This window comes from Streptomyces sp. NPDC042002 (assembly GCF_055588305.1).
The window spans coordinates 129,279-156,248 of sequence record NZ_JBVJCT010000016.1 but is presented as its reverse complement, the minus strand read 5'-3'; the positions used below and the strand labels follow the sequence as shown (position 1 = coordinate 156,248).

At 72.2% G+C, this 26,970-nt stretch carries 22 protein-coding genes; 14 read left to right on the top strand and 8 right to left on the bottom strand.

Translation table 11 applies throughout. The features are described 5' to 3' along the window. Nucleotides 1-77 precede the first annotated feature (77 nt). A complete protein-coding gene (locus ACZ6KY_RS23980) occupies nucleotides 78-3,026 on the top strand; it encodes an AfsR/SARP family transcriptional regulator (protein WP_469312323.1) in 2,949 nt (982 codons plus the stop codon). Between the two features lie 28 nt (nucleotides 3,027-3,054). Here ACZ6KY_RS23980 and ACZ6KY_RS23975 read toward each other — a convergent pair whose 3' ends face one another. The 3 genes from ACZ6KY_RS23975 to ACZ6KY_RS23965 all read right to left on the bottom strand — a co-directional run bounded on the left by ACZ6KY_RS23975 (nucleotide 3,055) and on the right by ACZ6KY_RS23965 (nucleotide 5,549). Beyond that, nucleotides 3,055-3,663, bottom strand: a complete 609-nt coding sequence (locus tag ACZ6KY_RS23975) for a sigma-70 family RNA polymerase sigma factor (RefSeq protein WP_469312322.1) — start codon at nucleotides 3,661-3,663, stop codon at nucleotides 3,055-3,057. Between the two features lie 183 nt (nucleotides 3,664-3,846). Continuing rightward, nucleotides 3,847-4,716, bottom strand: coding sequence for a hypothetical protein (locus tag ACZ6KY_RS23970; protein WP_469312321.1), 870 nt, complete (start codon nucleotides 4,714-4,716; stop codon nucleotides 3,847-3,849). A gap of 11 nt (nucleotides 4,717-4,727) precedes the next feature. Continuing rightward, nucleotides 4,728-5,549, bottom strand: coding sequence for a transglycosylase SLT domain-containing protein (locus tag ACZ6KY_RS23965; protein ID WP_469312320.1), 822 nt, complete (start codon nucleotides 5,547-5,549; stop codon nucleotides 4,728-4,730). 510 nt (nucleotides 5,550-6,059) lie between these two features. On the opposite strand from ACZ6KY_RS23965, the gene ACZ6KY_RS23960 reads away from it, so the two are divergent. The 8 genes from ACZ6KY_RS23960 to ACZ6KY_RS23925 all read left to right on the top strand — a co-directional run bounded on the left by ACZ6KY_RS23960 (nucleotide 6,060) and on the right by ACZ6KY_RS23925 (nucleotide 14,591). Next, nucleotides 6,060-6,638 (top strand): hypothetical protein, encoded by a 579-nt coding sequence (locus ACZ6KY_RS23960; RefSeq protein WP_469312319.1) that lies wholly within the window; start codon nucleotides 6,060-6,062, stop codon nucleotides 6,636-6,638. Continuing rightward, complete coding sequence (locus ACZ6KY_RS23955; RefSeq protein WP_469312318.1) at nucleotides 6,635-6,916, top strand: hypothetical protein; 282 nt, start codon at nucleotides 6,635-6,637, stop codon at nucleotides 6,914-6,916. Before ACZ6KY_RS23960 ends, ACZ6KY_RS23955 begins: the two co-directional genes overlap by 4 nt. A 79-nt stretch (nucleotides 6,917-6,995) precedes the next feature. Continuing rightward, nucleotides 6,996-7,283, top strand: coding sequence for a hypothetical protein (locus ACZ6KY_RS23950; protein ID WP_469312317.1), 288 nt, complete (start codon nucleotides 6,996-6,998; stop codon nucleotides 7,281-7,283). Between the two features lie 18 nt (nucleotides 7,284-7,301). Further along, nucleotides 7,302-8,054: a DUF8175 domain-containg protein gene (locus ACZ6KY_RS23945; RefSeq protein WP_469312316.1), complete on the top strand. Its 753-nt coding sequence runs from the start codon at nucleotides 7,302-7,304 to the stop codon at nucleotides 8,052-8,054. Nucleotide 8,055: 1 nt separating this feature from the next. After that, nucleotides 8,056-9,273 carry a hypothetical protein gene (locus tag ACZ6KY_RS23940; protein WP_469312315.1) on the top strand — a complete coding sequence of 406 codons (1,218 nt, stop codon included), beginning with the start codon at nucleotides 8,056-8,058 and terminating at the stop codon, nucleotides 9,271-9,273. A gap of 208 nt (nucleotides 9,274-9,481) precedes the next feature. Further along, nucleotides 9,482-10,975 carry an SCO6880 family protein gene (locus tag ACZ6KY_RS23935; RefSeq protein WP_469312314.1) on the top strand — a complete coding sequence of 498 codons (1,494 nt, stop codon included), beginning with the start codon at nucleotides 9,482-9,484 and terminating at the stop codon, nucleotides 10,973-10,975. Nucleotides 10,976-11,286: 311 nt separating this feature from the next. Further along, complete coding sequence (locus ACZ6KY_RS23930) at nucleotides 11,287-12,795, top strand: ATP/GTP-binding protein (protein ID WP_469312351.1); 1,509 nt, start codon at nucleotides 11,287-11,289, stop codon at nucleotides 12,793-12,795. Continuing rightward, on the top strand, nucleotides 12,783-14,591 hold the full coding sequence (locus ACZ6KY_RS23925; protein WP_469312313.1) for a type IV secretory system conjugative DNA transfer family protein: 1,809 nt from the start codon (nucleotides 12,783-12,785) through the stop codon (nucleotides 14,589-14,591). The genes ACZ6KY_RS23930 and ACZ6KY_RS23925 overlap by 13 nt, the downstream gene beginning before the upstream one ends. Here ACZ6KY_RS23925 and ACZ6KY_RS23920 read toward each other — a convergent pair. Beyond that, on the bottom strand, nucleotides 14,509-15,750 hold the full coding sequence (locus ACZ6KY_RS23920; RefSeq protein WP_469312312.1) for a DUF418 domain-containing protein: 1,242 nt from the start codon (nucleotides 15,748-15,750) through the stop codon (nucleotides 14,509-14,511). The genes ACZ6KY_RS23925 and ACZ6KY_RS23920 overlap by 83 nt on opposite strands. Then, nucleotides 15,747-16,139 carry a hypothetical protein gene (locus ACZ6KY_RS23915; protein ID WP_469312311.1) on the bottom strand — a complete coding sequence of 131 codons (393 nt, stop codon included), beginning with the start codon at nucleotides 16,137-16,139 and terminating at the stop codon, nucleotides 15,747-15,749. The genes ACZ6KY_RS23920 and ACZ6KY_RS23915 overlap by 4 nt, the downstream gene beginning before the upstream one ends. A gap of 160 nt (nucleotides 16,140-16,299) precedes the next feature. Here ACZ6KY_RS23915 and ACZ6KY_RS23910 point away from each other — a divergent pair, with 160 nt between their 5' ends. Then, the gene (locus tag ACZ6KY_RS23910) at nucleotides 16,300-17,334 is read left to right on the top strand and encodes a C40 family peptidase (protein ID WP_469312310.1); all 1,035 of its coding nucleotides are present in this window, start codon (nucleotides 16,300-16,302) and stop codon (nucleotides 17,332-17,334) included. Between the two features lie 107 nt (nucleotides 17,335-17,441). Here the strand turns inward: ACZ6KY_RS23910 and ACZ6KY_RS23905 are convergent, their stop codons facing one another. Further along, nucleotides 17,442-17,972, bottom strand: coding sequence for a DUF4913 domain-containing protein (locus ACZ6KY_RS23905; protein WP_469312309.1), 531 nt, complete (start codon nucleotides 17,970-17,972; stop codon nucleotides 17,442-17,444). 415 nt (nucleotides 17,973-18,387) lie between these two features. Here ACZ6KY_RS23905 and ACZ6KY_RS23900 point away from each other — a divergent pair, with 415 nt between their 5' ends. Together ACZ6KY_RS23900 and ACZ6KY_RS23895 are read left to right on the top strand one after the other, a co-directional pair. Further along, entirely contained in the window at nucleotides 18,388-20,289 is a 1,902-nt protein-coding gene (locus ACZ6KY_RS23900; protein WP_469312308.1) for a hypothetical protein, read from the top strand. Between the two features lie 225 nt (nucleotides 20,290-20,514). Beyond that, nucleotides 20,515-20,712: a hypothetical protein gene (locus tag ACZ6KY_RS23895; protein WP_469312307.1), complete on the top strand. Its 198-nt coding sequence runs from the start codon at nucleotides 20,515-20,517 to the stop codon at nucleotides 20,710-20,712. Nucleotides 20,713-21,131: 419 nt separating this feature from the next. On the opposite strand, the gene ACZ6KY_RS23890 is transcribed toward ACZ6KY_RS23895, so the two are convergent. After that, complete coding sequence (locus ACZ6KY_RS23890) at nucleotides 21,132-21,422, bottom strand: hypothetical protein (protein WP_469312306.1); 291 nt, start codon at nucleotides 21,420-21,422, stop codon at nucleotides 21,132-21,134. Here ACZ6KY_RS23890 and ACZ6KY_RS23885 point away from each other — a divergent pair. Then, nucleotides 21,421-22,113, top strand: coding sequence for a hypothetical protein (locus tag ACZ6KY_RS23885; RefSeq protein ID WP_469312305.1), 693 nt, complete (start codon nucleotides 21,421-21,423; stop codon nucleotides 22,111-22,113). The genes ACZ6KY_RS23890 and ACZ6KY_RS23885 overlap by 2 nt on opposite strands. A gap of 103 nt (nucleotides 22,114-22,216) precedes the next feature. Continuing rightward, nucleotides 22,217-23,800, top strand: a complete 1,584-nt coding sequence (locus ACZ6KY_RS23880; protein ID WP_469312304.1) for a glycosyl hydrolase — start codon at nucleotides 22,217-22,219, stop codon at nucleotides 23,798-23,800. A 198-nt stretch (nucleotides 23,801-23,998) separates the two neighbouring features. On the opposite strand, the gene ACZ6KY_RS23875 is transcribed toward ACZ6KY_RS23880, so the two are convergent. Next, a complete protein-coding gene (locus tag ACZ6KY_RS23875) occupies nucleotides 23,999-26,935 on the bottom strand; it encodes an AfsR/SARP family transcriptional regulator (RefSeq protein WP_469312303.1) in 2,937 nt (978 codons plus the stop codon). Nucleotides 26,936-26,970: the final 35 nt, after the last annotated feature.

Here is a 26,970-nt window from a genome sequence, read left to right as displayed (position 1 = left end):
CGCGTACACGACACGAAGATATGAAATTGGCCGAATCGACAGAGTGTTCGTAACCGCCCTCGCTACTCTCTGGTGTTGTGAAGGTTACCGATGGTGCGGAAGTTCTCCGTTTCTCCTTACTGGGCCCGCTGCGTGCCTGGCGGGGCGAGACGGAACTGGCACTCGGCTCGCCGCAGCAACGGGCCGTGCTCGCGGTGCTGCTCCTGCGCCGCGGGCGTACGGCCGGTGTCGGCGAACTCGTCGACGGCATCTGGGGGCACGACCCGCCGACCGGTGCCGTCCCCATGCTGCGCACCTATGTGTCACGGCTGCGCAAGCTGCTGGAGTCCGAACGGACCCCCGGCGCCCCGCCCCGGCTCGTGGTGTCCATCGGTGACGGATACGCGCTGCGCACCGAGGAGATCACCAGCGATCTCGGCGAGTTCGAGGAGAGCCTGGCGCGGGCCGAGCGGCTCCGCGCCCGGGGCGACAGCCGCGGGGCGGCCCGGCTGCTGAGCAGCACGCTCGCCGGCTGGCACGGCACCCCCCTGGCCGGTGTTCCCGGGCCGTTCGCGGAGACCGAACGGGCACGCCTGGCCGAACGACGGCTGACCGCCCTGGAGTACCGGCTCCGCGTGGAACTCGAACTCGGCCGCCACGAAGCGGTGTTGCCCGAACTGGTGGCGCTGCGCGCCGCGCAGCCGCTGCGCGAGGCCGTGTGCGAACTGCTGCTGGTGGCCCTGTACCGCTGCGGGCGGCAGGCCGAGGCCCTGGAGGTCTACGCGAGCACCCGCCGCACGCTCGTCGACGAACTCGGCATCGAACCCGGACCTTCGCTGCGCGCCACGCACGCACGGCTGCTGGCCGGGGACCCGGACCTGTCGCCGCCGCCGGTCCCGGTACCGGCGGCGGACACCGGCGGCACGGACACCGAGGACGGCCCGGACACCGGGGAGCCGGACGACCCCGGCCAGGACGAGCGCATACGGACCACGGGTGACGTACACCCGTCCCAACTCCCGGCCGACCTGCCCCTGTTCACCGGACGTGACACCGAACTCGGCAGGGTGGACGCGCTGTTGCCCTCCGATGACCATCCGGACACGGCCGTCATCGGCCTCATCAACGGTATGGCGGGGGCTGGCAAGACCACCCTGGCCGTGCACTGGGCACACCGGGTCGCCCACCGCTTCCCCGACGGCAGCCTCTATGTGAACCTGCGCGGATACGACCAGGGCGGCTCCGTCATGGACCCCTCCGAGGCGCTGGAGACGTTCCTCGTCGCCCTCGGTGTGGCCCCGCAGGCCGTCCCCGAAGGACTCGACGCGCAGGCCGCCCTCTACCGCAGTGTCCTCGCCCGCCGGCGCGTCCTGATCGTGCTGGACAACGCCCGTGACAGCGGGCAGGTACGCCCGCTGCTGCCCGGCACACCGGGCTGTCTCGTCATCGTCACCAGCCGCAGCCGGCTCACCGGACTGGTGGCCGGCCACGGCGCCCACCCGCTGACGCTGGGCCCGCTGGCCACCGGCGAGGCCCGCGCGATGCTCACCCGGCGCATCGGCGCCGCGCGGGTGGACGCCGAACCGGAGGCCGCCGACGCCATCGTCGAGCTGTGCGCCCGGCTGCCGCTGGCCCTCGCCATCGTGGCGGCGCGGGCCGCGCACCACCCCGGCTTCCGGCTCACGGACATCGCCGGGGAACTCCGCGAGACCCACGGAAGCCTGGACGCGTTCACCGGCGGCGACGCCCACACGGACGCGCGCGCCGTCTTCTCGTGGTCGTACCACGCGCTGCCGTCGCCCGCCGCGGAACTGTTCCGCCGGCTGTCCCTCCACCCGGGCCCCGACATCAGCACGACGGCCGCCGCCGCCCTGGCCGCGGTGCCCCCGCGCCCGGTCCGCGCGCTGCTGGCCGAGCTCACCGGGGCCAGCCTGCTCGGTGAACACGCGCCCGGCCGCTTCGCCTTCCACGACCTGCTGCGCGCCTACGCCCGCGAACTGGCCGACACCGAGGACACCGGGGAGCGGCGCGCCGCGGCGCTGCGCCGCATGCACGACCACTACCTGCACACCACCCACCACGCCTCCGCGATCATCAGCCCGCTCCGCGAGACCCTTCCCCTGCCGCCGAACACAACGGACGGCGGCGCGGTCCGGTTCACCGGACGGAAGAACGCCATGCAGTGGCTGCGCACGGAACGGCACGTCCTGCGGGCGGTCGTCGAGCACGCCGCCGCCCACGGCTACGAGGACCACGCCTGGCGCACCGCCGTCGGCCTTGACCTGTACTTCGACCGGCTCGGCTTCTGGCACGACCTGATGGAGATCAACAGTGTCGCGCTCCGGGCCGCCCGGGCCGTCGGCGACCGTGTCGGCGAGGCGCACGCCCTGCGCGGTCTGGGCTTCTTCCACACCCGGTTCGCGCACTCTGCCGAGGCGAGCCGGGACCTCGGCCGCGCGCTGGAGCTGTTCCGGACCGAGGGCGACGCGTTCGGCGAGGCACGCACCCGGCGCTGTCTCGCCTACCAGGCCAACGGGGAGGGCCGGTTCACCGTCTCGCTCGACCACTACGCGCACGCCCGCGAGCTGTACCGGGCCGAGGGCAACACGAGCAGCGAGGCCATCGTCCTGAACGAGGTCGGCTGGACCTACATCCTGCTCGGTGAGCACGACAAGGCGCTGGAGCACTGCGAGAAGGCCGTCGCCCTGCACCAGGAGATCGGCGACCCGATCGGCGAGGCCGCGGCACAGGACAGCGTCGGCTACACCCACCACCAGCTCGGTCAGTACGACGCCGCCGTCGAACGCTTCGAGCACGCGCTGGCGTTGTACCGGGAGGTCGGGGACCACTATCTGGAGGCCGACACCCTGCGCCACATCGCCGACTCCCGGCTCGCCGCCGGGGACCGGGACGCGGCGATCGGCGCCTTCCGGGCGGCGCTCGCCCTCCTGGAGGAGACCTCCCACCCGGAGGCCGCCGACCTGCGGCAGACCCTGCTCGACCTGGACGCCTCCGAGCCCGGAGCAAGCGGAAACGGTCCGAGGTGACCGGACGGCCCGGACGGCCCGGACGCGGTCAGGCCGCGGCTCGGACCTGGTCCTGGTCCAGCTGCTGCTCCTGCGGTCGGACGTCGTCGTCCGCGACGACACCGTGCTCGCGCAGCGCCAGCCGCAGGCTGCGCAGCGCGTAGTACACCCGGGACTTGACCGTGCCCTGCGGGATGCCCAGGGCGTCGGCCGCCTCCTGGGTGGTGCGGTCCTCGAAGAACGTCGCCCGGATCACGTCGCGGTGGGCGGGAGTGAGCGCCCGCAGGGCCTCGCGCACCACGATGGACGACAGCATCCGCTCGATGTCGTCCACCTCGGCGCCCAGTTCGCTCAGCCAGGTGGCGCCGCCTATCTCCAACGGCCGCGCCATCCGCGTCCGGTGCCCGTCGATGACGAGGTTGCGGGCGACCCGGAACATCCAGGGGCGTACGGCCATCCCCTCGTCGTCGGCCAGGTTCCGCTTGTTCCAGCAGCGCAGCAGCGTCTCCTGGATGACGTCCTCGGTGCGGTGCGTGTCCCCGCCGAGCATGCGCAGCACATACGTGTAGAGCGCCGGGCCGTGTTCCAGGTAGAGGTCGCGCAGCGCCCGTTCCTCGGGAGAGACCGCGCTCGCCGATCCGATGACCGTGACGTTCATGGTGTGCTCCTGTTCCTTGGGATGACCGGACCCGGTCAAGGGGGACCTGGGGCCGGGGCCTCCTGAGGAACGGAGTGTTCCGAGGGGTGTTCCACGTTCGTTTGACGTCGGATGTACGAAGTGATGGACGAGCTGGTCGGGGCGGGTGTGACCGGGGGTACGCGCGAGGTCGCGCGCGGTGACTCAGACGTACGCCTCCAGCGCGTCGACCTGTCCGCGGACCTGCCCGACGAGTGCCGCGTAGCCGGGCGGCAGCAGGCCGTGCCGGTCCAACGTGTCCCACATGTGCAGGAGTTCGCGCCCGTGGGCGACGACGGCCCGGTCGTCGTCGAGCTGCTGCCAGGCCGCCGCGGCCCGCGCCACCTCCGCGGGTGCGCGGCCGTCCCTGGCCCGGCACCGGATCCGGGCCACGGCCAGGGCCAGCACGATGGCCTCCCGGTGGTCGCCGCGCAGGTGCGCGAGGTACGCCTCGACGGCCCGCGCCTCCACGGCGTGCGGGTGCTCGGCCCCCATCGAGCCGGTCAGGCTCTCGCGCAGCGCGGTCGCGTCGGCGAACGCCTCGTCGAGCAGGCCGTCGGCGGCCAGCGCGTTGATACGGCCGATCCGTTCGACGAGACCGGCGGGGAGACCGCTGGTGACGGCGGGGGCCGCGACGGCGCCCGGGTCCGGTACCTCGGCGCGGGCGGCGGCCGTGGCGCGGGCCCGGGCGACCGCGGTGGCGACGGCGGAGGCGGTGTCCGCGTCGGAGACGGGAACGACGACGGTGGCGACCGGAACGGCCGCGGGCGGAGCCGTGGGTCCGGGCCCGGGGGACGGCTCCTCCTCCGGTTCGAGGACGCGGCTCGAACCGTCCGGCAGTACCTCCAGTACGAAGCGGGCGGCGCCGGGGCCGTCGTACACCGTCGCCGCGACGGCGCCGGCACGTTCCTCCGCGTACCCCTGCAACCGGTCGAGGACGGCCTCGTGCACGGACTGGCCGGGCGCGGGAACAAGGGTGTGTCCGTCGATCTCGGCGAGCCCTTCGCCGGAGATGTACACATCGAAGCGGGCCATGGCTGTCCTCCTCATGCGGCGGTCTGGATGGAACTGGTCGTGGTCGGGTCGGGCGTGACACCCGGGGTGGCGCCCGAGGGAGGGGCGCCGATGCCCTGGTACTTGGCGAACTGGGCGCGGATGGCGAGGACATATCCCTGGGCCTCGTTCGTCTGCGGCACCCCCCTGGCCGCGCGGACGGCGTCCATCCCGACGTCGTAGCCGGCCAGGGCGAGGTCCAGAACGCTGTTGGTGGTGCCGTCCCCGTCGCTCTGGTTCACCTCGCCGTTGTCGATCATCTGCTGGCCCTGTTTGGCCAGTTCACACAGGTAGCGGCCCTGCGCCATGATCGAGTCCTTCGCGTCCAGGGCCGAGGTCTTGCCGTTGCCGTCGTCGTCCTTGCCGTACTGCGTGAAGATCTCGGGCGGCAGTTGCGAGAGGCCCTGCTCGCCGTTCGGGCCGACCAGAGCGCTGTTGAAGCCGGACTCCTTCTCGATCTGAGAGGCGATGACGATCGGGCCGATGGCGCCGCACAGTTCGCCGGCCTTCTGAATGGGGTCCACCAGGTCCGCGGGGACGGTGGAGGTGTCCAGCTCGCCCTTGCCGTCGCCCTGGAAGATGCCGAGCGACTGGTCCGCGTCGGCCTGGCTCGGGGGGCTGCCGCCTCCGCCGTGGAACAGCAGGTACAGCGCGATGAGCGGCGCCAGCAGAACGCCGAACCCGCCCAGGACCACCACGACGACCAGCGTTCCGGCCAGGGCGAGCGGCGACAGCAGGCAACCGCAGCCGGTGCCCGCGAGGATCCCGTTCCTGACGGCGGTGGACGAACCGCCTTCTCCGCTCTCTCCGCTCATGAGCGCCCGCCTTCTTCCCCTCGCCTTGAACCGCTGTGGCCACATGGCCCGTTGTGCTGTCCGACGGGCTCGACAGATCGAAACGGCGCCCGGAGCAAATAAGTTCAAACCAGTGGAAACCAGATGAGCCAGAGCAGCGGATCAGCAAGCGAAGAGGGGGGCGGGACACACATGGGGACTCCTTCGGCAATGCCGTCGGGCCCGGGGTCATGGGTTCGGGGACCGAAGAACCCGCAGCCGACGCCGCCGGAAGCGCGGCCCGCTCCTGACACCGACGGAACCGGCCGGCCGACGGCGCCAGGCGGTCCGGCAGCCCCGGCCCCCGCCGGACAGCCAGTACTTCCCACCGGACAGCCCGCGCACCCCGAGGGTCCAGCAGGCCATCCCGCATCACCGCAGGCCCACGCGGTTCAGCCGGCGTCCACGCAGGCCCACGCGGTTCAGCACGCGCCGTCACAAGTGCCCGCCGCTCAGCCGGAGTTCACTACGGCCACGCAGGTCGCGAAACACGTGCAGGCCCCGCAGGTCGCGCCCCGGCCCAAGGTTGTCTCGCCGAAGTCCGCCCCAGGGCGGCGCTCGGCGGCGGCTGCCGTCTCCGAGGAGGCGGCCTGGGGTCAGTCGAAGCGGCCCCCCAAGGCGGCACGCGGGAAGTCGCGGGACGAGGTGGGCTGGGTCAAGGCGCACGGCGGGTCCGGCGCGACCTCGCTGGTCGAGGCGTTCGGCGGAGTGGAGGTGGGAGCCCGCTGGCCGGACCCCGCCCGCGGCGAGCCACGCCGGGTCGTCCTGGTCGGCCGGACCAGCGCGCGTGGACTGCGGTCCGTCTCCCAGGCGTTGGGCGCGCTCAAGGAGGGCAACGCCCCGCAGGGACTCGAACTGCTCGGCGTGGTCCTCGTCGCCGACGCCCCCGGGCGGCTGCCGCTCAGTCTGCTGCGCCGCATCCGCGTGCTCCGCTCCGTCGCCCGGGTGCACCGCGTGCCGTGGATACCGGCCTGGCGTACGGGCGGACGCCCGAAGTCGATCCCCAGACAACTCGCCACGCTCGCCAAGCTGGTGGGCGGCGAGCTCTACGGCGAGGGAGCCGTGTCGTGACCCAACACCTCCTCGACGCGCGGTTCCTGGCCGCCTACACCCCGCCGGTGGAAGCCGACACGATCCTCGGCCTGCTCGCCTGGTGCGCCTCGGCCTGCGGTGTCGGCGGACTGATCATCGTCGGTATCCAGATGGCGCTCCAGCTGCGCCGCGGCGACCCCGGCGAGGGCGGCGAGCACTTCCGCGGCGTCTTCTTCGTCACCCTCAGCTGCCTGGTCGCCACGTGCGCCGGTCCGCTCGTCACGGCCCTCGGCAGCCTTCAGCTCCTCGGCCCCTGACCCCAACACGCCTTTTCGTAAAGCCAGTCACCTTCCCGCCCACCGCTCGTGCCGGGCGCCGAATCCTTCGGAGATCCTCATGTCCTCTCTGCTCTACGAAGCCTCCAACATCCTCGCCGCCGGAGTGCCCCAGCCCGCGGCCAACGCCCCCGGCGCGCTCACCTCCAAGGTCAACACGGTCCTCGGCATAGCCGCCTGGGCCGGTACCGCCGCCGGTGTCGCCGGCGTGCTGATCACCGGCGCGATGATGGCCGTGTCCGTCAAGCGGGGCGAGAGCTCGGAGCACATGAGCCGGCTCGGCATGGTGCTCGGCGGCTGTGTCCTCGTGGCCACCGCGGGCCCGCTGATCAGCTTCGTCTTCGCGTAGGCCCGGCGGACGGTCGTGATGTTCAAACGCAGGGAGCGCCGGATCGCGGAGTCCGGGCCGTACTACAAGCAGCGCGGTTGGCAGCTGTCGGCGGGATTCCTCGGCATCGTGGTCGTGGTGGGCGGGATCGTCACCATGCTGTCCGGCCCGGACACGACCACGGCCCATGCGAACGCCGCGGCCTCCGAAGGCCCGCTGGCCGGCCCGTCCGCCACGAAGGACGGCCGGCCCCGGGGCTGCCGTACCGACGACAGCGCGGGATCGGCGCTGCCCCAGGCCGCGCCCAAGGACGTGAGCTGGCGCACGCTCGGTGTCGCGCGGGTGCCCGTCTCCGTCTCGGCCGGGCCGACCCGGATCCAGGGGCCCCTGTGGTGGTGCTACGCGCACACGCCCACCGGGGCCGCGCTGGCCGCCCACATCATCCCCTCGCAGATGAGCGGATCCGACTGGCGCACCGTCACCGAGCAGCAGGTCGTCTCCGGGCAGGGCCGCGAGATGTTCGAGTTCCAGCGCGGCACCGTCCAGAGCACCGACAGCCAGAACAGCGGAACGGCCGTCGCCTCGTACACCGGCTTCTCGGTGACCTCGTACACGGACACGGCGGCGACCGTGCGACTGCTCCTCAAGAGCGCCCAGGGATACGCGGCGACCGACATCTCCCTGCGCTGGAGCGGCGGCGACTGGAAGGTCGAGCCCGACGACAACGGTTCGCTGCACTCGCCGGTGTCGGCCGTCCAGAGCACCAACGGCTTCATTCTTTGGGGGGTTTGACGTGAACTGCACGTCCGGGAATCCGGTCATCGACCTGGTGAAGGGGTTCTTCAGCTTTCTCGGCGATCCCATCGGAACCATCGTCGACCTGATCGCGAAGACCATCCTCGCGGGCGCGGTCGCGGTGTTCGCGGCGCTGACCACCAACGTCCCGACGCTGGAGCAGACCCAGACGTCGAAGGACATCAGCAGCGACACGCAGTGGATCGTGGTCTACCTCGCCGTCGGCTCGCTGCTCTTCGCCGCCTGCCGCATGGCCATCGAGCGGAAGGGCGACGCGGGCCGCACGGCGCTGAAGGGCATCATGCGGGTGGTGCTCGTCTCGGGTGCCGCCACCACCGTCGTGGTGGCCGCCGCGGCCGTGGGGGACAGCTACTCCAACTACCTGTTCAACAACGCCGTACAGGATTCGCTGAACAACGTCGGAGCCTGCTCGGACGGCGGCGGGATCCAGTCCTTCCTGCTGCTGGTCCTCGCGTTCCTGCTGCTGATCGCCGGGATCATCCACACGGTCCTGATGTACATCCGGCTCGGCGTGATGATGCTGCTGCTCGGCACGCTCCCGCTGGCCGCCGCGGCCTCGATGACGGACTGGGGCGCCGGCTGGTGGCGCAAGCACATCGGCTGGATGATCGCCTGGCTGCTCTACAAACCCGCGGTCGCCCTGGTACTCAACGCGGGCATGGCGATGATCAACTCGGGCAAGAACAGCGGCACCGGCGACACCAGCACCATCAACACCCGGATCGCCGGTATCGGCGTGATGCTGCTGTCCGCCGTCGCCCTGCCCGCGCTGCTGAAACTCATCGTGCCCGCGACCGCCGCCATGGGCACCGGCAACCCCATGTCCAGCATGGGACAGGCGGGCTCCAGCCTGGCCAGTGGCGCGGTCCAGCTCGGCGGCAGCCGCGGCGGCTCCGGCGGCGGCGCGCAGGTGGGTCCGAGCGGAGCGACCGGATCCGGCGGCTCGTCCGGTGGCGGCGGCTCGTCCGGCGCGGGCGGAGAGGCGGGCGCGACCGGATCGGGCGGCGCGGCCGGGGCGGGCCGGGCCGGGGCCTCGGGTGCCGGAGCGGCGGGCGGGGGCGCGAGCGGCGCGGCCGCCGCGGCCGGACCGGCGGGTGTCGCCGTCCTCGCGGCGGTGGCCGCGGCACAGGTGGCGAGTTCCACCGTCTCCGGCGCCGTCGAGGGCGCCGACGGCGAACTGGGCCACAACAAGTGATCCCCGGGGAGGCGACGGCGTCCGGACCGCGCGCCCGGCGCGAGCGCGCCCGGCCGTCACCCGCGGGCGGCCCCCGCCGGTGACCGGCGGACTCCCCGTCGTCTCCCCTCCCCTGAACGGCCGCCGGGTTCCCGCTCCCCCCTGGGAACCCGGCGGTCTCCCCACCGTCGCGCCGCCCCCCGTCACTTCACGAAGGGAAACCGGACTCATGTCCACGGAAGCCGTCATCCATCCGACCTACGGAAACTGGCGCAGGCCACGGCGGCCTGGGCTCGGGCCGCTCGGACTCGTCGGCACCTTCGGGGTCTTCGGCGGACTCATCGTCACCCTGCTGGCGTCGCTGATCTCGCTGTACGCGGCGCTGGTCGTGCTCGTACCGGTCGTCGTGTTCCTGGTGCCGCTCGCCATCCGTACCCAGGACGGGCGCAACGTCTACCAGTTGATGACCCTGCGCATCGGATGGTGGCGCCGCAAGGCGAAGGGCGCGCACCTCTACGTCTCCGGGCCGCTGTCCGCCCGCCCCGGCGGCCGGTTCCGCCCGCCGGGCCTGCTCAACAAGGTCACCGCGACCGAGGGCCGGGACGCCTACGACCGCCCCTTCGGCGTCCTGCACCACCCGGTCCGCAACCTGTACACGATCGTCCTCGGCTGCGACCCCGACGGCGGCTCGCTCATCGACCCGGACCAGGTCGACGTCTGGGTCGCGCTGTGGGGCGAGTGGCTGGCCCGGCTGGCCCACGAACCCGGTCTGCGCGGCGCCACCGTGATCGTGGAGACCGCCCCCGACCCGGGCACCCGGCTCGCCCACGAGGTGCTGCCCCGTATCCACCCCGACGCTCCGCCGGCCGCCCGCGCGGTCATGGAGGAGGTCGTGGAGCGGTACCCGAGCGCGTCGTCCGAGATGCACACCTACATCACCCTGACCTACGGCATCCCGCCGGGCCAGCGGCGCAAGAAGGCCGATGTGATCACCGATCTCGCCATCCGTATCCCGGGCCTGCTCAGCGGGCTCGTCGCGGCCGGCGGCGGTGCCGCGTACCCGCTGTCGGCCGAGCGGATCGCCGAGGTCGTCCGGGTCGCCTACGACCCCGCCGTCGCCGCCGACGTCCTCAACGCCCGTGCCCAGCAGGGCGGAACGGGCCTGGAGTGGGACGACGCGGGCCCCGCCGCCGCCGTCGAGACCGTGAACAGCTACCAGCACGACTCCGGCGTCTCCCGGACCTGGATGCTGACCCTGGCGCCGCGCGGCACCATCCGCTCGTCGGTGCTCCGGGGCATGCTGGAGGCGGCCCCCGGCACCCGTCGCAAGCGGGTCGCCCTGGTCTACCGGCCCATCGACCCGGCCACCTCGGCCCGCATCGTCGAGGCGGACCGGCGCAGCGCCCAGTTCATGGCGTCGTCCGGCAAGGGCATGGTGCAGGCCCGCGCGGCCTCCGAGGTGAGGGCTGCGGAGCAGACCGCCGCCGAGGAGGCGTCGGGCGCCGGACTCGTGGAGTTCTCGCTGATGCTGACGGTCACCGTCGACAGCATGGAGGAGCTGGCGGACGCGAGCGTCACCGTCCGCAACCTGACCGCGGCGTCCCGGGTCCTGATGCGGCCCGCGGACCGGATGCAGGCGGCGGCGTTCAGCTGCACCCTGCCCGCCGGAATCCTCCCCTGGGAGCAGACCCTCGTCCCGCACGAACTTCAGGAGGCGCTGTGAGCGGCAGGCGCGAGCAGAAGCAGGCCGAGCGGGCCGACCGGCTGGCCGAGGAGCAGGCGCTCACGGCACTGGACGGCGGCCGGTCCGCACGGGACGACCGCAGGGCGGAGACGTCCGCGCGCAGGAAGGCCAAGAAGGGGACGCCGGACAGCCGGCTCGGCGGCCACGACGGTACGACGGGCCTGGCAGCCGGGACAGGCAGGGCGCCCGGGACGGGCAAGGCAGCCAAGGAGAAGGCTCCGGCGAAGCCCAAGGAACTCTTCGTCCCGCACCGCGGCTGGTACGGCGTCGGCGGTGGGCGCGTCGGCTACATGGACCCGCCCACCATGTGGCGTGCCACTACCGTGCAGGCGTGCGGCATGTGGCCGTTCGCCGCCGGTTCCGGCTCGCCCATGACCGGCGTCCCACTCGGGCAGCACCTGTTCACCGGCGCCACCGTGTGCGGCGACCCGCTGAACTGGTTCACCCGGGCCCGCTACATCTCCAACCCCTCGCTGTTCATGCTCGGTATGCCGGGTCTGGGCAAGTCCACGCTCATCAACCGGATGCTGATCGGGCTCGCCGCGACCGGTGTCGTCCCGCTCGTCCTCGGCGACCTCAAGCCGGACTACGCCGACACCGTCCGCGCGCTCGGCGGCCAGGTGATCTCCATCGGCCGCGGCCGGGGCGGCATCAACGTCCTCGACCCGGGCGCCATGGGCGAGGCCGCCGCGAAGATCGGCGGCGAGGCCGGCGAGGTCCTGAAGGCCGAGGCCCACGGACGCGTACTGAACATGGTCGCCGCCCTCATCACCATCGTCCGCGGGCGGCCCATGGACGACCACGAGCAGTCCGTGCTCTCCGCCGTCCTGCACCACCTGCGCGAACGCACCTCCCAGGGACGGGCGTTGCTGCTGCCCGACGTGCTGCGGGTGCTGACCGAGGGCCCGCCCCGGGTCCGCGCGGTCACCCTCGACCGGGGTGACGACGCCCGCTACCGGGACGCCGTCGACCCGCTGCACCGCTCCCTGCTCGGCATCCTCGACGGCCCGCTCGGCGACACCTTCGCCTCCGAGACGTCCACCCGGATCGACCCGAACGCGCCCGCCGTGTGCATCGACATCTCCGGCATCGGCGAGGCGGACACCCAGCTGACCGCCGCCGCGATGCTCGCCGCCTGGTCCGACGGACTCGGCACGGTGGCCGCCTCGCACGCCCTCGCGGACGCCGGACTCGCCCCCAGGCGCTGGTTCTTCACCGTCCTCGACGAACTGTGGCGCCCGCTGCGGGCCGCCTCCGGCATCGTCGACCGCATCGACGCGCTGACCCGGCTGAACCGTTCGCTCGGCCTCGGCGACGCGAAGATCACCCACACCCTCAAGGACGCCGAGGCGCTCGGCACCGACGCCGACCGCGCCAAGGCCCGCGGCTTCGTCGAGCGGGCCGGGATGGTGGTGTGCGCCGGGCTGCCCAAGACCGAGATGGAGGACCTCGGCAAGGTGGTCGGCCTGTCGCGGCGCGAGATCGAACTCGTGTCGTCCTGGTCCTCGCCGCCCGGCTGGGGCGTCAACGGCGACAACGAGGAACCGCCGGGCCGCGGCCGGTTCCTCATCAAGGTCGGCGGCCGCCCCGGCATCCCCATCAAGGTCGCCATCACCGACGCGGAGCGCCGCCTGCACAACACCAACACCCGTTGGACGCCCAACGAGGACGCCGTCGAACAGGCGGCGGCCCGGGCCGCCGCACAGGTCGCACGGGCCGCCCAGGAGGGTGTCCACGGATTCCCGGGCGCCCCCGGCACCCCCGGCACCGAGGCGGCGGCCGGGCGGTGGACCGCGTGAGCGCCCCCCGCGGCGGTGGCGGCGACCTGCACGACCTGCTGCCGTGGGCCATCGTCGCCCTCGCCGGCACCGGTCTGTTGATGTTCACCGTCGCCTGGTCGGGCGGCACCCTCGGGGCCGGGCTCTCCGGCAACGGCTGGGACGCGCCGCCGTTCGCCCTGTCCACCGTCACCCGCCTGGTCTCCGACGGACCGGGCGCGCTGTGGCCCACGGCACCGGCCGCCGCCGTCTACGCGGGCATGCTCGGCCTGCTGGCGCTCGTCGCGGTGCCCGTCGCCCTCGTCGTACGCCTCTTCACGGACCGTTCGGCCCGCCCCAAGGGCCTGGCCGGGCGGCGTGAACTCGCCGCCATGTGTCCCAAGGGCATCGAGGCCCGCGCCCGCGAGCTGCGCCCCGGTCTCAAGGGCCGCGACCAGGTGCACCCGGACGAGACCGGCAACCTCCTGGGCGACCTGGAGCCCAAGGGCCCCGAACTGCGCAGCAGTTACGAGGACGTGGAACTCGACCTCATGGCACCCCGGGCCGGCAAGTCGACCGGGATCGCCGTGCCCCGGGTGCTGCGCGCCCAGGGCGCCGTCCTGCTCACGTCCAACAAGGCCGACGTGTACGCCGTCACCCGCGCCGAACGCGAGAAGGCGGGCACGGTCTGGACGTTCGACCCGCAGGGCATCGCCCACACCCCGCGGGCGATGTGGTGGAACATCCTCGGCGAGTGCCACACCATCGAGGGCGCCCGCCGGATGGCCGGCCACTTCGTCGCGTCCGTCAACGACGACACCGCGAAGAAGGACTTCTGGATCTCGGCCGCCCAGAACACGCTCACCGCGCTCTTCCTCGCCGCCGCGCGCGGCAGCGCCCCGCTGACCGAGATCCTCGCCTGGCTCGCCGACCCCGCCGACCGTGCCCCGATCGACCTCCTGCGCCAGGTCGGACTCGTCGCGATGGCCGAGCAGTTGCAGGGCACCGTGCGGGGCGCGGTGGAGACCCGGGACGGCATCTACGAGACCGCCCGGCAGACCGTCTCCTGCCTCCTCGACCCCGAGATCCTCGCCTGGGTCACCCTCGACCCCGACCTCCCCGAATTCCGGCCCGACCGGCACGTCCTCGGCCACGACACGCTCTACCTGCTGTCCAAGGACGGCGGCGGCTCGGCGGCGGGCGTCATCGCGGGGCTCGCGGACGCGACGATGCGGGCGGGTGTCGTCGCCGCCGAGCGCATGGGTGGGCGCCTCGACCCGCCGCTGACCGCGGTGCTCGACGAAGCGGCGAACGTGTGCCGCATCTCCGATCTCCCCGATCTGTACTCGCACTTCGGCTCCCGCGGCATCAACGTCGTTACCCTGCTCCAGAGTTACCGCCAGGGAGCCCGGGTGTGGGGCGAGGTCGGCATGGACGCGCTGTGGAGCGCGGCGACCGTCAAGCTCCTCGGCGCGGGCCTGGACGACGCCGACTTCGTCCAGAAGATCTCCACCCTGGTCGGTCAGCACGACGTGCGCACACCGAGCGTCTCCCGCAGCAAGGACGGCACTTCACGCTCGTACTCCTACCGCCAGGAGGCCGTCCTGCCGCCCGACAGGATCCGCGCGCTGCCCAAGGGCACCGCGCTGCTCCTCGCGACGGGGGTCAAGCCCGCCCTGATCCGGCTGCGCCCCTGGTACAAGGAGCCCGGCGCCGGTGCCATCTCGGCGGCGGCGAAGGCCGAGACGGCGGCGATCACGGAACGGGCAGCGGGCCGTCTGCTGCCGGGTGTGACCCTGAGCAAGCCGGCGCCCGGCCGGGACACCGCGCCAGCGTGACCGTGCGCAGCGCCAGTTCGGCGGGCCCGTACCGGACCCGGCCCATCAGCCGGGCGCCGAGGGCAAGTTGGAGGCCGTACAGCGGCACGCAGCCCGCGAGGACGACGGCCGTGCCGACCCGGTCGTAGAGCCCCAGCCCGTACCCGGTGAACACGCAGGCGAGGACCAGCGACTGGGTGAGGTAGTGACTGAGCGCCATGCGCCCGGAGGCGGCGAGCACGGCCGCCGCCGGGCGCAGCGCGTCGGCCAGCAGGAGCACTCCGCACGCGTACGACACCGTGAGGGCCGGCGCGGTCAGCAGCGACACCGCGTGGCCGACCAGGAACCACCGGCTGTCCAGGGGCCCGTTCGCGCAGCACGCGGTGACGACACCGCCGGCCAGGCCGACCGGCAGCCACCGTACGACCGTCCGCCGCAGCCACGCCCGGTCCCGCCCGCGCCGCTCGACCAGTCCCGCCTTCGCCGCCGCGAGTCCCGCCAGGAACGCGGCCAGCATGTCGGGGGTGTACATCAGGTTGGCGCCGAGCGCGGTCGGCAGTTCGCGCAGGTGCGCCCCGATCACCGACAGGGCCCCGCCGCGATAGGCGGCCACGGTGTCCGCGACCCGGGGAGCGTACCGGGCCGGGGTGAGCGGCTCGGTGAGGGCGACGGTCGCCAGCCCGTACCCGAGCAGCAGGACGGCCAGACCCGCCACCAGACAGACCGCGACCCGCACGGCGGCCCGGGGGCCGAGGTCGCGCAGGCCGTACAGGACAAGCGCCAGAGCGGCGTACGTCATGAGGATGTCGCCGGGATAGAGCAGCACGGCATGCGCGAGACCGAGCCCGAACAGCCCCGCCGTGCGCCGTAGATGCTGCGCGGGGAACACGGCTCCCGTCCGCCGGGCGGCACGCCTCTGGAGGACGAAGCTGTAGCCGAAAAGGAAGGAGAACAGCTGATAGACGGTGGTGGTCGCGGTCACTCCCCACGCGGCCGCCCGGTCGATGTCCGAGGCGTCGGGACCGCCGCCGAACGCCGTGTAAGGACCCGCCATCAGCTGGGCGTTGACGAGCAGGATGCCGAACAGGGCGAACCCGCGCAGCACGTCGATCCCGTGGACCCGCCCGAGGCCGCCGGATCCGCCCCCGCCCCGCCGCGCCGCGGCCACGTCCCGGCTCACGACGAGACCACGACGCCGGTGCCGAACGCCAGGGTCGAGGACAGGAACCATCCGAACGACGGCGCCAGCAGATACCGCAGCGTCCACAGCCGGGCCGTGGCCGGCCGGTTCTGCGCGTAGACCACGGGCACGCTCCCGCCGACCGGCGGCAGCCCGCACAGCGGCCCCCGCCACCCCGGGTCGAAGACCAGCCCCCGCCCCAGGTGGTCGGAGAACACCACGAGCCCGCCCCACCGCCGGTCCGGGGCCATGCGGGGCGTCACCTGGCCCATCACGCGCAGCCCGCGCACCCACAGCCGTACGGCCGCCAGCGCCGACCGTGTCGCCAGCGTCAGAAAGCCGAGGCCGAACCCCGTGCACAGCGCCAGCAGCACCAACTCCGCGCCCATACCGATCCCTTCGTCCGCGAACCGCACCTGGGACGCACAACGGGTCGCGCGTCCGGCCGGTTCACACCCCGCTTTGAACCACGGGCCGCCACCGCCCCGTTGTGGTGACGACCCCGCCCGCACACCTCACGCGACGCCCACGAAAGGAGCTTCGGCACAGATGAGACGGACTCTGCGCGCACACGGCCACCGGACGGCGGCGACCGTCACCCTGGCCCTCGCCCTGACGGCGACGGCCCCGCAGCCGGCCCGGGCCGAGCCCAGCACCCTCACCGAGGTACGCGCCGAACTCAAGCGCCTCTACCACGATGCGGAGGTCGCCACGAACAAGTACGACGCCGCCGACGAGAAGGTGACCGAGCAGGAGGAGCGTGTCCACACGCTCCAGGGCCGGATCGAGGCGGCCGAGACGAAACTGGGCCGTCTCACCTCACTGGCGGGGGCGGCGGCCCGCGCCCAGTACCGGGGCGACAGCCTGCCCGCCGAGATGCAGTTCGCCCTCTCCGACAACCCCGAACGCGCCCTGGACAACGCGTCCTTGGCCCGTCAGGCACAGCAGGCCACCCAAGGGGTGCTGACCTCCCTGAGTGCCACCCGCAAGGACCTGGGGACCCGCACCGACGAGGCCGCGGACGAACTGAGGAGTCTGCGGACGAGCCGCCGTGCCAAGGACACCGAGCGCCAGGCCATCGAGAAACACATCGACGACGCGAAGAAGCTGGAGTCGCGGCTGGAGAAGAAGGAGGTCGAGCGGCTCGCCGCGCTGGAGAAGACGGAGGCCGACAAGGCCCAGGCGAAGTGGGTGGGCACGGGCATCCTCAAGAAGGTCGGCACCGACGCGACCCCGGCCGGGAAGAAGGCCATCGCCTTCGCCACCCGCCAGCTCGGCAAGCCCTACGTGTGGGGAGCCGAGGGCCCCGACTCCTTCGACTGCTCCGGCCTCACCTCGCAGGCCTGGCTGGCGGCGGGCCACCCCATCCCCCGCACCTCGGAGGAGCAGTGGCGACAGCTCGAGCACGTCCCCATCGAGGACATGCGCCCCGGCGACCTCATCATCTACTTCGCCGACGCCAGCCATGTCGCCCTCTACATCGGCGGCGGCAGGATCATCCAGGCTCCCCGGCCCGGCCGCTGGGTGTACGTCTCCCCGGCCGCGTCGATGGAGATCCTCGGGGTGGTCCGGCCGGACGCCTGACCTTCGAAGAGGACGAGGGCAAGGACGGGGACGAGGGGCGGACCACCGTGGTCCGCCCCTCGTTCCGCCGGGGCCATGAGCACGCCCGTCAGCCCTGAACGCGTCCGTCAGCCCTGGGCGGGCCGTGGTCCGGGCGGCGGGCCGAACGGGTCGACGGCGTCGACGACGGGCACCTCCTTCGGGCGGTGCGAACCGGGCTTGCAGCCGGCGAACACACCCGACGGGTCCCGCAGGTTCTGCATGATCGGCCCCAGGAAGTCCCGGTGCCAGCTCGCCGGGCCGCTCATGCCGGACTCGGAGCCGGTGTCGCTCAGTTCCCCCCAGGCGAGCCACAGCCCGTGCAGCTGGGCCACCGCCTCCGGGTGCTCCCACCAGCGCGAGCACCACAGGGCCATGGAGGTGACCTCCCGGCCGTAGACCGGCAGCAGCACGTGGTGCACCCACAGGGTCAGCTGCCGCAGCGCCCGACCGTACTCCGGCGCCTCCAGGTAGAGGATGAACTTCGGCGCGGGGGGCGGTGGCGGAGTCCCCTGCGGCGCCGCCGCGGCGGGTTCCGGGGACGGTTCCGGGGGCGCTCCCGGCGACGGTTCCCGGGGCGCTGCGGTCGCCTGCTCGGCGTCAGGCGTCTGGACCGTCATGGCGCTCCTTCCTGATGTGCGGTGAGAGCCGCGTCGGACAGTGGTCCAGGACCCCATGGAGCACGAAGTCCGGGTCCCGTCTGGGCACCACAACGCACCCGTGCGGTACGGGGTTCACGGATCCGGCGGATCCCCGGTATCGGAACAAAGATCGCTCGGCACGGCAGCCGGCGCTCGCCCGCTGATCACGCTGCCGTACCGGGAAGGCCCAAGATCCCCGCCAGATTTCAGGCTGAGGGCGGGTGAACCGTGCTACAGCGCTTGCCGTTGTTACCTGTCAAGACAGACAGGGCGGTGGGATCCGCCCACAAGGCAACCGCACACGATCATGTGAGCAATCGCCGGTCCCACCCCGTTCGATCCGCAGCGCGGGTAGGCGGCGGCTGCTCGTCGGGCAGAAAGGGAAGACACCGCGATGGCTTTCAGCGAATCCAAATTCCGGCGCGGGCGAGAGAAATCCTTCGAACGTCTGGACCGCTACCGGGGTCTGCGGGCGGCGGACAATCCTGCTCTCCACGCCGCCATGACGGCCTTCTACGACCAAGTGGCGTTCGAGGGGCGCGAGATCAATGCGGGTCGGCAGCCCGTAGCGAATACCCAGGTGGTTCACGACCTGGTGCGTGAACTGGACAAGCAGGGTGCCTTTTCGGTCCGAGCACGCTGGTGGCTGGACAATCAGAGCAAGAGTTCGTACCGCAGGAGCAAGGACTGGGCCTCCGCCCTGGTGAAGGCAGGCGCCGAGCACGTCAAGAACACCGGCGCATGGTCGAAGACGACCGGGATGCCGGCGGAGTTGAGGGCGGAGCTCAACAACGGAAGGACGCTGGAGAGTACACCCGGGGCGGCGATCCTCGACGGGCTCGACACGGGACACGACCGTACGTCGTCCTCACCCTCGCTGAACTACATGTGGGGCAGGACATCTCAGACCTTCATGGCTGAATCCCGCGGAATGGTTCACGCGGACGTCTACCGGGGGATAGACGAGAACAGCGTACTGAAGACAATCGAGATGCCTGAACTGCTGAACAAGATGGCGAGGGGTGAAGTCGACGGCGTGACGTTCCACGTCCGGCGGCGGAACCAGCAAACGGCCGTACTGGACGAAGTCGCCACGTATACGGTTCGGTCCCAGAATTCCTGGGACCAGGTCATGACTCTCGATCGGACGCCGTCGTATCTCGAGGAACAGAGCCGGGAGTATCAGACCCAGCAGGTGTCGCGCTCGATCCTCAGGAACCGTCAGGGACTTCAGCAGTCGCTCGACGGTTTCAGGGGCATTCTCGACAATGCGCAGTGGGACCCCGACCAGGCCGTCTTCATGACGGCCGCCGGCGCGGAGTTCCCGCACAGCACGGCGACCCGTGAGCAGCTCGCGGGATGGCAACGTCATCCTTCACAGAGCTCGCAGGCCGGTGCGAACTGGCCTGCCGCACCGTCGGCGGCGCGAACGCTGGAGGACAGGCTCCAAGCCGTCGCTTCCGCGCAGGAGGCGCGAGGGAGCGCGTCGTCCGGGTCTTCGGGCTCCAATCCACAGTTCCCGCCCGGAAATACGGTGAGGGAGTCCTTCCAGTCGGACACCACGGTCTCCAGCCACGGCTCCGGCGGCTACCTGGGCCCGGTGAACACCCTGAGCAGCGGGCAGGACGTGTACATGTCCAATGCCCGCAATCAGCTTCCCACCGGAGGCCAGATGTTCAGCGGCTACACGGCCACCAGCGACCCGGCACCGCACTTCGCCACCCCGGACTACGAGATCGAGAATCCGCTCGCGACCACCATGTCCAACATGAGCCTGGCGGTCTCACCCGGTGAAGAACCGGGTACCGCCCGGTCCTCGTACTTCGACTCCTACTACGGCAACCAGAATCCGAGGCAGGCCTACGGCGGCGGCTCGTACGGCTCGGGCGCGACGGCCTCCGGTCCGTACGCCGGGTACACCATGAGCGCCACGCCACAGATCGATTCGGTGGACCGTCAGTCCTACTTCCCCGGTTCTCAGGCGAATCGTGGCGGCAACAACTCCTCCGACAGCCAGTTCGACGTACCCCTTAACCGAGTCGACGCCAACGACTACACCCCCGCTCCCGCGGCGGGGACGGGGCCGTACAACCCTTCGCGCACCCCGAGCACGGGCTCCTCCTCGGGCTTGGGAGCAGCCCTGGAACGCACCCCCAGGAACCCCAGCCCTCCGCCCGAGGCTCCGGTGCAGAGCGGTTCGTCGAAGCGCGGACACAGCAGCAGGAAGCCGAAGCCTCCGAGCAGCGGAACGACGGGGTCCCAGCAGAAGAAGCCCGGCGGCTCCCGCAGGAGCTGACGGTCCGACGGACTCCACCCGGGCCCGCAGCGTGCTCGCGGCGGTGCGGGCCCGGCCGTCGGACGCGCCCACGGCACCACCACGAGCGGCACGACCACAGGACGCCGAAGTCCCTTTCGGGGACTGCCGGTTGAACCGCGGGGCGCGCCGCGTCCGTTGTTCTCCTCCGACTGGCGTCGGCACCCGGCCGACGGATCACAGCCGACAGCTTCGGGAGGTACGCCCATGACCGCAGCCCACGCGTGGCGGTCCGCGTCGCAGGGTCTGCTGGAGCGCCGCCGGTCCGCGTCCGGCGCGGACGGCTGCTATGCCCGTCGGGCGGCCCCCGCGCGACCGGTCGACGGCGCCCCCTGGTTCCCCCAGGCTCCGCTGCCCCCCGGTCTGCTGCCGTTGCCGAGCGGGTTCGAACTGCGCGTGGCGTGACTCCGCCCGCCTCCGGCCCGAAGTCACACATCCGGCATTCCGACGTTGAGACATGGATGAGGGGCAACCATGGCGAATGACATGGCCGCTTCCCCGGCCGGGAAGCGGTTGGCCAGGAAGACGCGGCCCGAGCGGCTGGATTCCCCCGAACTCGGGCTGGCGCGCAGCCTGCTCAACACCGAGTACGCCATGCGAGGCGGGCGTCCCGGCGGCACGGCGCGCCCTAGGGACACCGGTAGCGCCTGGGATCAACTGGCGGACGAGCTACGGCGCTTCATCGACAGCCTCAGGGGTCGGTCACCGTCGCGAGGGGGTGCCCCCGCGGCCGGCGGCGGCCCGGAGGCCGACGGATCCGGCCGGTCCGAGGCGGACTCGGCTCCGTCGACGCGAGGCGGGTCGCCGGAGCGGTCTCTCTCCACTCAGCCGATGCCCTCGTCGAGGGAGGCCTTCGAAGGGACGATCAGCCGGCTTCCGCCCCATGCGCGAGAGGCCTTCGAGGACGCGGTTCTGGAACTGGTCAGAACCGAGAGGAAGTGGAGGAAGGCGTACAACAAATCTCCCACGAGCATGCCGAGTGTCGCGACGTACGCCAACAACGCGTACCTGAGGGAACTGCGGCGCACCGCTCCCCCGAGCACCGACCCGTCGACGCGGACGCGGGGCACGTCGCGGGGCGACGTACCGCGGACGGTCACGGCCTCGGAGTCCATGACCGACGCCCGGACCGCCATCGTGGCCCAGGACCGGGAGCGGTTCGAGCAGGCCCGCGCACTCTGGGAGCGCCCGGCGACCGGCCGACAGGACTCGGTCGCATCGTCGGCCAGGAGTAGTTTCGACTATCCGCGCGAGAACGAGATGAGCGACGGCGCCGCCTTCCAGGGGGCCCGGCAGGCGCGGTACGCCGGGAGAATCGACAACTCCCGCAATCCGGGCCGGGATCAGCTCAGCGACGCCGTCGGCTTCCGAGCAGCCGAGGAAGCGAGACTCGAAAGAGTCACCGGCACCCCCATGGACCCGACGCCCACCCCCGTCCAAGAGGCCGATGAGGCCCACCAGGCGTGGAAAGACACCGACTTCAGCAATCCGGGCCGGGAACCGATGAGCGACGGCCATGCCTTCCTCGCGGCCCGGATCACCCCGCAGTTCGAGAGCCCCACTCTCCTGCCCTTCGCTCCCGCGAGCCCCATGACGCCGGTGTCTCCCCTGGCCGGTTCCGCGGTCCCGGCGACGTACGAACCGCCGCCCATTCTCAGCCCTGCGGGGCTCACGGCCGCACGCGACTCGATCGCCTCCACCCGGTCGGCCTCGACCTCTCACGGTGCCGACTCCCCCACCAGGTCCACCCCCGCGCACATCAGACGAGACACGAACGCGACCACCCCGAAGGCGCGACGGGTCTGACATCCGCCACCGGGTGAACCGTCCGCCCCCGTCCATCCGTCGTGCCTGCGGCGACGATCCGATCGCCGAATCGGCGCCCGCCCGTTGGAGAGGCACACGCTCTATGCGCAGACGCACATCCTTACTCCTGGCCCTGCTCCTGGTCGTCGTCGGTGTGACCGGCACTGCCGTGGCGATCCAGCAGCACCGCTCCGGCGGCGCCGACATCCACGGAAGACCCGCCGCCGACGTCGGCGGCGCCGAGCACAGCGTCACCCTCCAGAACCGGACGGACAGCCGTATCTGGGTCGGCAGCACGGTCAACGCCGACGGTTCGACCGCGCTCACCGGTCTGCCGGTGCTGGACCCGGGCCAGTCCGCCACCCTCACCGTCCCCGAGCGCGAGGGGGCCGGTCACTGGCGCGGCACCTTCTTCGCCCGCCAGGGCTGCGGCGGTGAGGAGGGCAGTACGTTCCACTGTGCCGTCGGTGACTGCGGACCGTACGCGGACCGCTGCTCGACGGGCGAACAGCCCACCGGACTAGCCGAGTTCAACTTCGATCCGGCCGACTCCCTGGCGCCCTGGTACGACGTCAGTTACGTCAACGCCGTCGCGGCACCCGTCACCATCACGCCCGACGGCGAGACACCGCCCGCGAGCGGTGAGTGCGCGGTCGCGGGCTGCGCGCAGGACCTGCTGTCCGCCTGCCCGGCCGACAACCTCGTCAAGGACCCCGGCACGGGCTCCCCGCTGGTGTGTGTCAACCCGGACCGGGACGCCAAGACCGGCTACAGCGACATGATCAACCAGAAGTGCCCCACCGCGTACGCCTGGTCCAAGCAGGACGCCGAGCCCGGGAACAAGGTCATGTACCAGTGCACCAGGTGCGCCGGCCTGACCGTCGCCTTCGGCACCGGCGCCGCCGCCCCGACCGGCCCCGCCACCACGGCGCCGCCCGGCCCGGGGAACCAGAGCCCGGCCGCCACCCGCAAGGGCGTCAGCCTCAACCCCGTCGACGGTGCCTCCCAGGCGCTGGCCGACTCCGGCGCGTCCTGGTACTTCAACTGGGCGTCCTCCACCGGTGCCGTCACCAAGCCGGCCGGTGTCGACTACGTCCCGATGATCTGGGGCCCCGGCTCGGTCACCGACGCCGAACTGGGCCAGGCCGCCACGGAGGGCAGGGAACTGCTCGGCTTCAACGAGCCGGACTCACCGGAACAGGCCGCCATGACTCCCGAGCAGGCACTCGACCTGTGGCCCCGGCTGGAGGCGACCGGCCTGCGCCTGGGCGCGCCCGCGGTCGCCACCGGCGCCGACCTGGCCGGCGGCTGGCTGGACCGCTTCATGCAGGGGGCGGCCCAGCGCGGTCTGCGCGTGGACTTCATCCCGCTGCACTGGTACGGCGCCGACTTCGGCCCGGAAGCCGCCGACCAGCTGCGCGGCTACCTCCAGGCCGTCCACGACCGCTACCACAAGCCGATCTGGCTGACCGAGTACGGGCTGATCGACTTCTCCCAGGGCACACCCCGCTATCCGAGCGAGCAGGAGCAGACCGACTTCATCAGGTCGTCGACGACGATGCTGGACGGCCTGGACTTCGTGGAGCGCTACGCGTGGTTCACGCTCTCGACCGTGACCAGCCCGACGGGCCTGTACGACGGAGCGACCGCCAACGCCGGCGGCCGGGTCTACCACGACGCGAACTGACCCCGGTTGCCGTCCCGGGTTGAAGCGTCCCCGGTTGAACCGTCCTCCCCCGCGGTCCGTTGTTCGGGTGACCCGGCCGGGGCCCCACCCCCCGGAGCCTCGGCCGGACCCTGATCGAACACATCGAAGAATCGAACACATGGATGCCGTCAAAGACATCAAAGGCACCGGCATCGCAGGAGTCGAAGGAGACGTATGTCAGGCGGTCCGCCCCGGCTCGGCAGCCCCCTGGGCGCGGGCGCCGGGCGGCCTGTCGTCCAGGCGGGGTCCGTCGTCCAGGCGGCCGAGCCGCGCACGCACCTTCTCGGCGTCCGGATGGTCGAACTCCGCGAAGATGGCCAGTGCCTGAAGCCAGCTGTCGCGCGCGGCCTCCGGTTCCCGGGCGTCCAGACGGACGTCCCCGAGGTTGCTCAGGGTGTGCCCCTCGCCCCACCGGTTGCCGATGTCCCGGTGTGTCCTGAGCGCCTGGAGGTGGTACTCGACCGCCGCGTCGTAGTGCCCGAGACGGCGGTGGACGGTGCCGAGGATGCCGAGGGTGACGCCCTCGACCCACAGGTTGCCGTTGGCGCGCAGGATGACCAGTGCCTGGTCCAGGCAGTCGACGGCCTCGTCGAACCGGCCGAGCCGCTGATAGGCGTCGCCCAGGTTGCTCAGGGCGATCCCTTCGCCCCAGGCACTCCCGATGACCCGCTCGATGGCCAGACCGCGGCGGGTGTACTCGACGGCCTTGGCGAGCTGCCCGGTCTGGAGATAGGCGTCGCCCAGGTTGGACACGGCCGACCCCCTGCCGTCGTGGTCCCCGAGATCGCGGTAGGCGACCATCGCGCGGCGCAGGTAGTCGATCGTCTCGTCGAACCGGCCCGAGCTGCGCACGGCGGCGGCCAGGTCCGCGAGCCCCTGGGCCTCACCCACACGATCGTGGGCGGCGCGCGCGGCGGCCAGCCCCACCCGGGCGGTGTCGAGCCAGTCGTGCATGTGGCTGCGGAGGTAGAAGAACCCCCACAGGACGGCGGGCAGCCGCCAGGCGATACCGGGGTGCCCGGACGCGGCGGCCGTGTGCACCGCGCTGACCAGGTTGCCCCGCTCCTTCTCGCACCAGCCGAGCGCGTCGTCGTACGTCGTGAACTCCAGCGGACGGCACCCGGGAGGCGGCGGGTCGAGGGCGATCCGCTGTCGGCGCGGGGTGATGTGCGGGTAGGCGGCGTCGGCGGTGTGCAGGTACCAGGAGAGCAGCCGCTCCACCGCCCGGTCCCGCTCCCGCGGTGTCTCCTCGGCCTGGACGCGTTCGGCGGCGTACACGCGCAGCAGGTCGTGCAGGGTGTAGCGGCCGGGGAAGTGCTCGCTGAGCAGATGGGCGCGGGTGAGCTCGACGAGCAGGCCCCGGGTCTCCCGGGGCGGGAGCCCGGCGAGCGCGGCCGCCGCGGGCGCGGAGACGTCGGGCCCGGAATGCAGGCTCAGCAGGTGGAAGAGGCGCGCGGCCGGAGCGGACAGCGCCCTGTACGACCAGGAGAAGACGGCCCGTACGTCCGTGGCGATGTCGTCGCCCCCCGCGAAGGCGTCGAGGCTGCCGTGGCTCTCACGGAGCTCGTCGACGATGGCGCTGAGCGGGAAGCCGGGGTACGCGGCCGCGTGGGCGGCGACGATGGACAGCGCCAGCGGCAGCCGGGCGCACCGGGTGATGATCTCGTCCACCGCCCGCGGTTCCGCCGCCGGCCGGTCGGTGCCGAGGCGGCGCGCCAGCAGGTCGTAGGCCTCGGCGGGCGTCAGCTGGTCCAGCGTCAGCGGGTGCGCCCCCTCCGCGGCGACCAGACCGGTGAGCTGGTTGCGGCTGGTGACGATGACCAGGCAGCCGGGCGAGCCGGGCAGCAGCGGGCGGACCTGCTCGGTGTCGCGGGCGTTGTCGAGCAGGACGAGCACCCGGCGCTGGGCGAGCATGCTGCGGTAGAGCGCCGTCTGGGCGTCGAGACTCGCGGGGATCCGCATCGGGGGGACGCCGAGCGCGTCGAGGAAGGTCCGGATGGCGTCGTCCGGCACCACCACCACGCCCGTCGGGTCGAAGCCTCGCAGGTTGACGTAGAGCTGTCCGTCGGGGAAGCGGTCGGCGATCTCGTGGGCCCAGTGCACGGCCAAGGTGGTCTTGCCTATACCGGCCATGCCGCCGATCGCGCCGATCACCACCGAGATCGGAGCTTCGCCCGTCTCGGGCAACAGGGCGCGCACCCGGTCGAGTTCGATCTCTCGGCCGACGAACGTCGGCAGGTCGGCGGGCAGTTGAGCCGGATGCGCCGTGTGCGTGACGACCGGCGGGGCCGGTTTCACGGACGGCTCGGGTTCGGGCGTCCGGGGCGGCACGGCGTCCAGGGACGCGTCGGCGGCCAGGATGCGGTCGTGCAGTTCCTTCAGCGGCGCGCCGGGCTCGATGCCCAGCTCGGCCACCAGAGTGCCGCGCGTCCTGCGGTAGACGGCCAGCGCCTCGGCCTGCCGACCGGACCTGTACAGCGCCAGCATGAGCAGCCGGCACAGCTGCTCCCGCAGCGGGTACTTCCCGGTCAACGAGACCAGTTCGGCGATCACTTCGCCGTGGCGTCCGAGTTCCACGTCGACGTCCAGCCGCATCTCCAGCGCGGCCAGCCGCTGTTCGTCCAGCCGGGAGCCCTCGGACTCGGCGAGCGGTCCGGGCACTCCCGCCAGCGCCGCTCCCTGCCAGCAGCCGAGCGCGGCGTGCAGCAGATCGGCCGCCGCGGACGGGTCGCCCCCGGCGCGCAGTCTCCTGGCCTCGGCGACCCGCTGCTCGAACACCCCGAGGTCCAGGGCGCCTTCGGGGATCCGGAGCAGATATCCGTCACCGACCGAGACGACCACCCGAGGAGCGTCGGCGGCGTCCCGTCCCGGCTCCAGCCCCTTGCGCAGGCGCGACACATAAGTCCGTACGACCGACACGGCGGTCGCCGGTGGCTCCTCGCCCCAGACCGCGTCGAGGAGTTCGCCGAGCATGACGGGGCGTCCTCGCCGGAGCAGCAGCGCCGCCAGCACGGCCCGCTGCTGCGGGGAACCGACGTCCACCTCCTGCTCACCACGCCATGCCCGGACCGGTCCCAGCACGGCGAAGCGCACGGAATCCTCGTAGGCGTTCACTCTCCGCACTCTACTGAACACCCGTGTCATATCAG

Bases quoted from the DNA above. Each gene is read 5' to 3' on its own strand.
- ACZ6KY_RS23975 (WP_469312322.1), bottom strand. From the start codon at position 3,663: ATGAACGTCACGGTCATCGGATCGGCGAGCGCGGTCTCTCCCGAGGAA.
- ACZ6KY_RS23970 (WP_469312321.1), bottom strand. From the start codon at position 4,716: ATGGCCCGCTTCGATGTGTACATCTCCGGCGAAGGGCTCGCCGAGATC.
- ACZ6KY_RS23965 (WP_469312320.1), bottom strand. From the start codon at position 5,549: ATGAGCGGAGAGAGCGGAGAAGGCGGTTCGTCCACCGCCGTCAGGAAC.
- ACZ6KY_RS23950 (WP_469312317.1), top strand. From the start codon at position 6,996: ATGTCCTCTCTGCTCTACGAAGCCTCCAACATCCTCGCCGCCGGAGTG.
- ACZ6KY_RS23945 (WP_469312316.1), top strand. From the start codon at position 7,302: ATGTTCAAACGCAGGGAGCGCCGGATCGCGGAGTCCGGGCCGTACTAC.
- ACZ6KY_RS23935 (WP_469312314.1), top strand. From the start codon at position 9,482: ATGTCCACGGAAGCCGTCATCCATCCGACCTACGGAAACTGGCGCAGG.
- ACZ6KY_RS23930 (WP_469312351.1), top strand. From the start codon at position 11,287: ATGGACCCGCCCACCATGTGGCGTGCCACTACCGTGCAGGCGTGCGGC.
- ACZ6KY_RS23915 (WP_469312311.1), bottom strand. From the start codon at position 16,139: ATGGGCGCGGAGTTGGTGCTGCTGGCGCTGTGCACGGGGTTCGGCCTC.
- ACZ6KY_RS23910 (WP_469312310.1), top strand. From the start codon at position 16,300: ATGAGACGGACTCTGCGCGCACACGGCCACCGGACGGCGGCGACCGTC.
- ACZ6KY_RS23905 (WP_469312309.1), bottom strand. From the start codon at position 17,972: ATGACGGTCCAGACGCCTGACGCCGAGCAGGCGACCGCAGCGCCCCGG.
- ACZ6KY_RS23900 (WP_469312308.1), top strand. From the start codon at position 18,388: ATGGCTTTCAGCGAATCCAAATTCCGGCGCGGGCGAGAGAAATCCTTC.
- ACZ6KY_RS23895 (WP_469312307.1), top strand. From the start codon at position 20,515: ATGACCGCAGCCCACGCGTGGCGGTCCGCGTCGCAGGGTCTGCTGGAG.
- ACZ6KY_RS23885 (WP_469312305.1), top strand. From the start codon at position 21,421: ATGACCGACGCCCGGACCGCCATCGTGGCCCAGGACCGGGAGCGGTTC.
- ACZ6KY_RS23890 (WP_469312306.1), bottom strand. From the start codon at position 21,422: ATGGACTCCGAGGCCGTGACCGTCCGCGGTACGTCGCCCCGCGACGTG.
- ACZ6KY_RS23880 (WP_469312304.1), top strand. From the start codon at position 22,217: ATGCGCAGACGCACATCCTTACTCCTGGCCCTGCTCCTGGTCGTCGTC.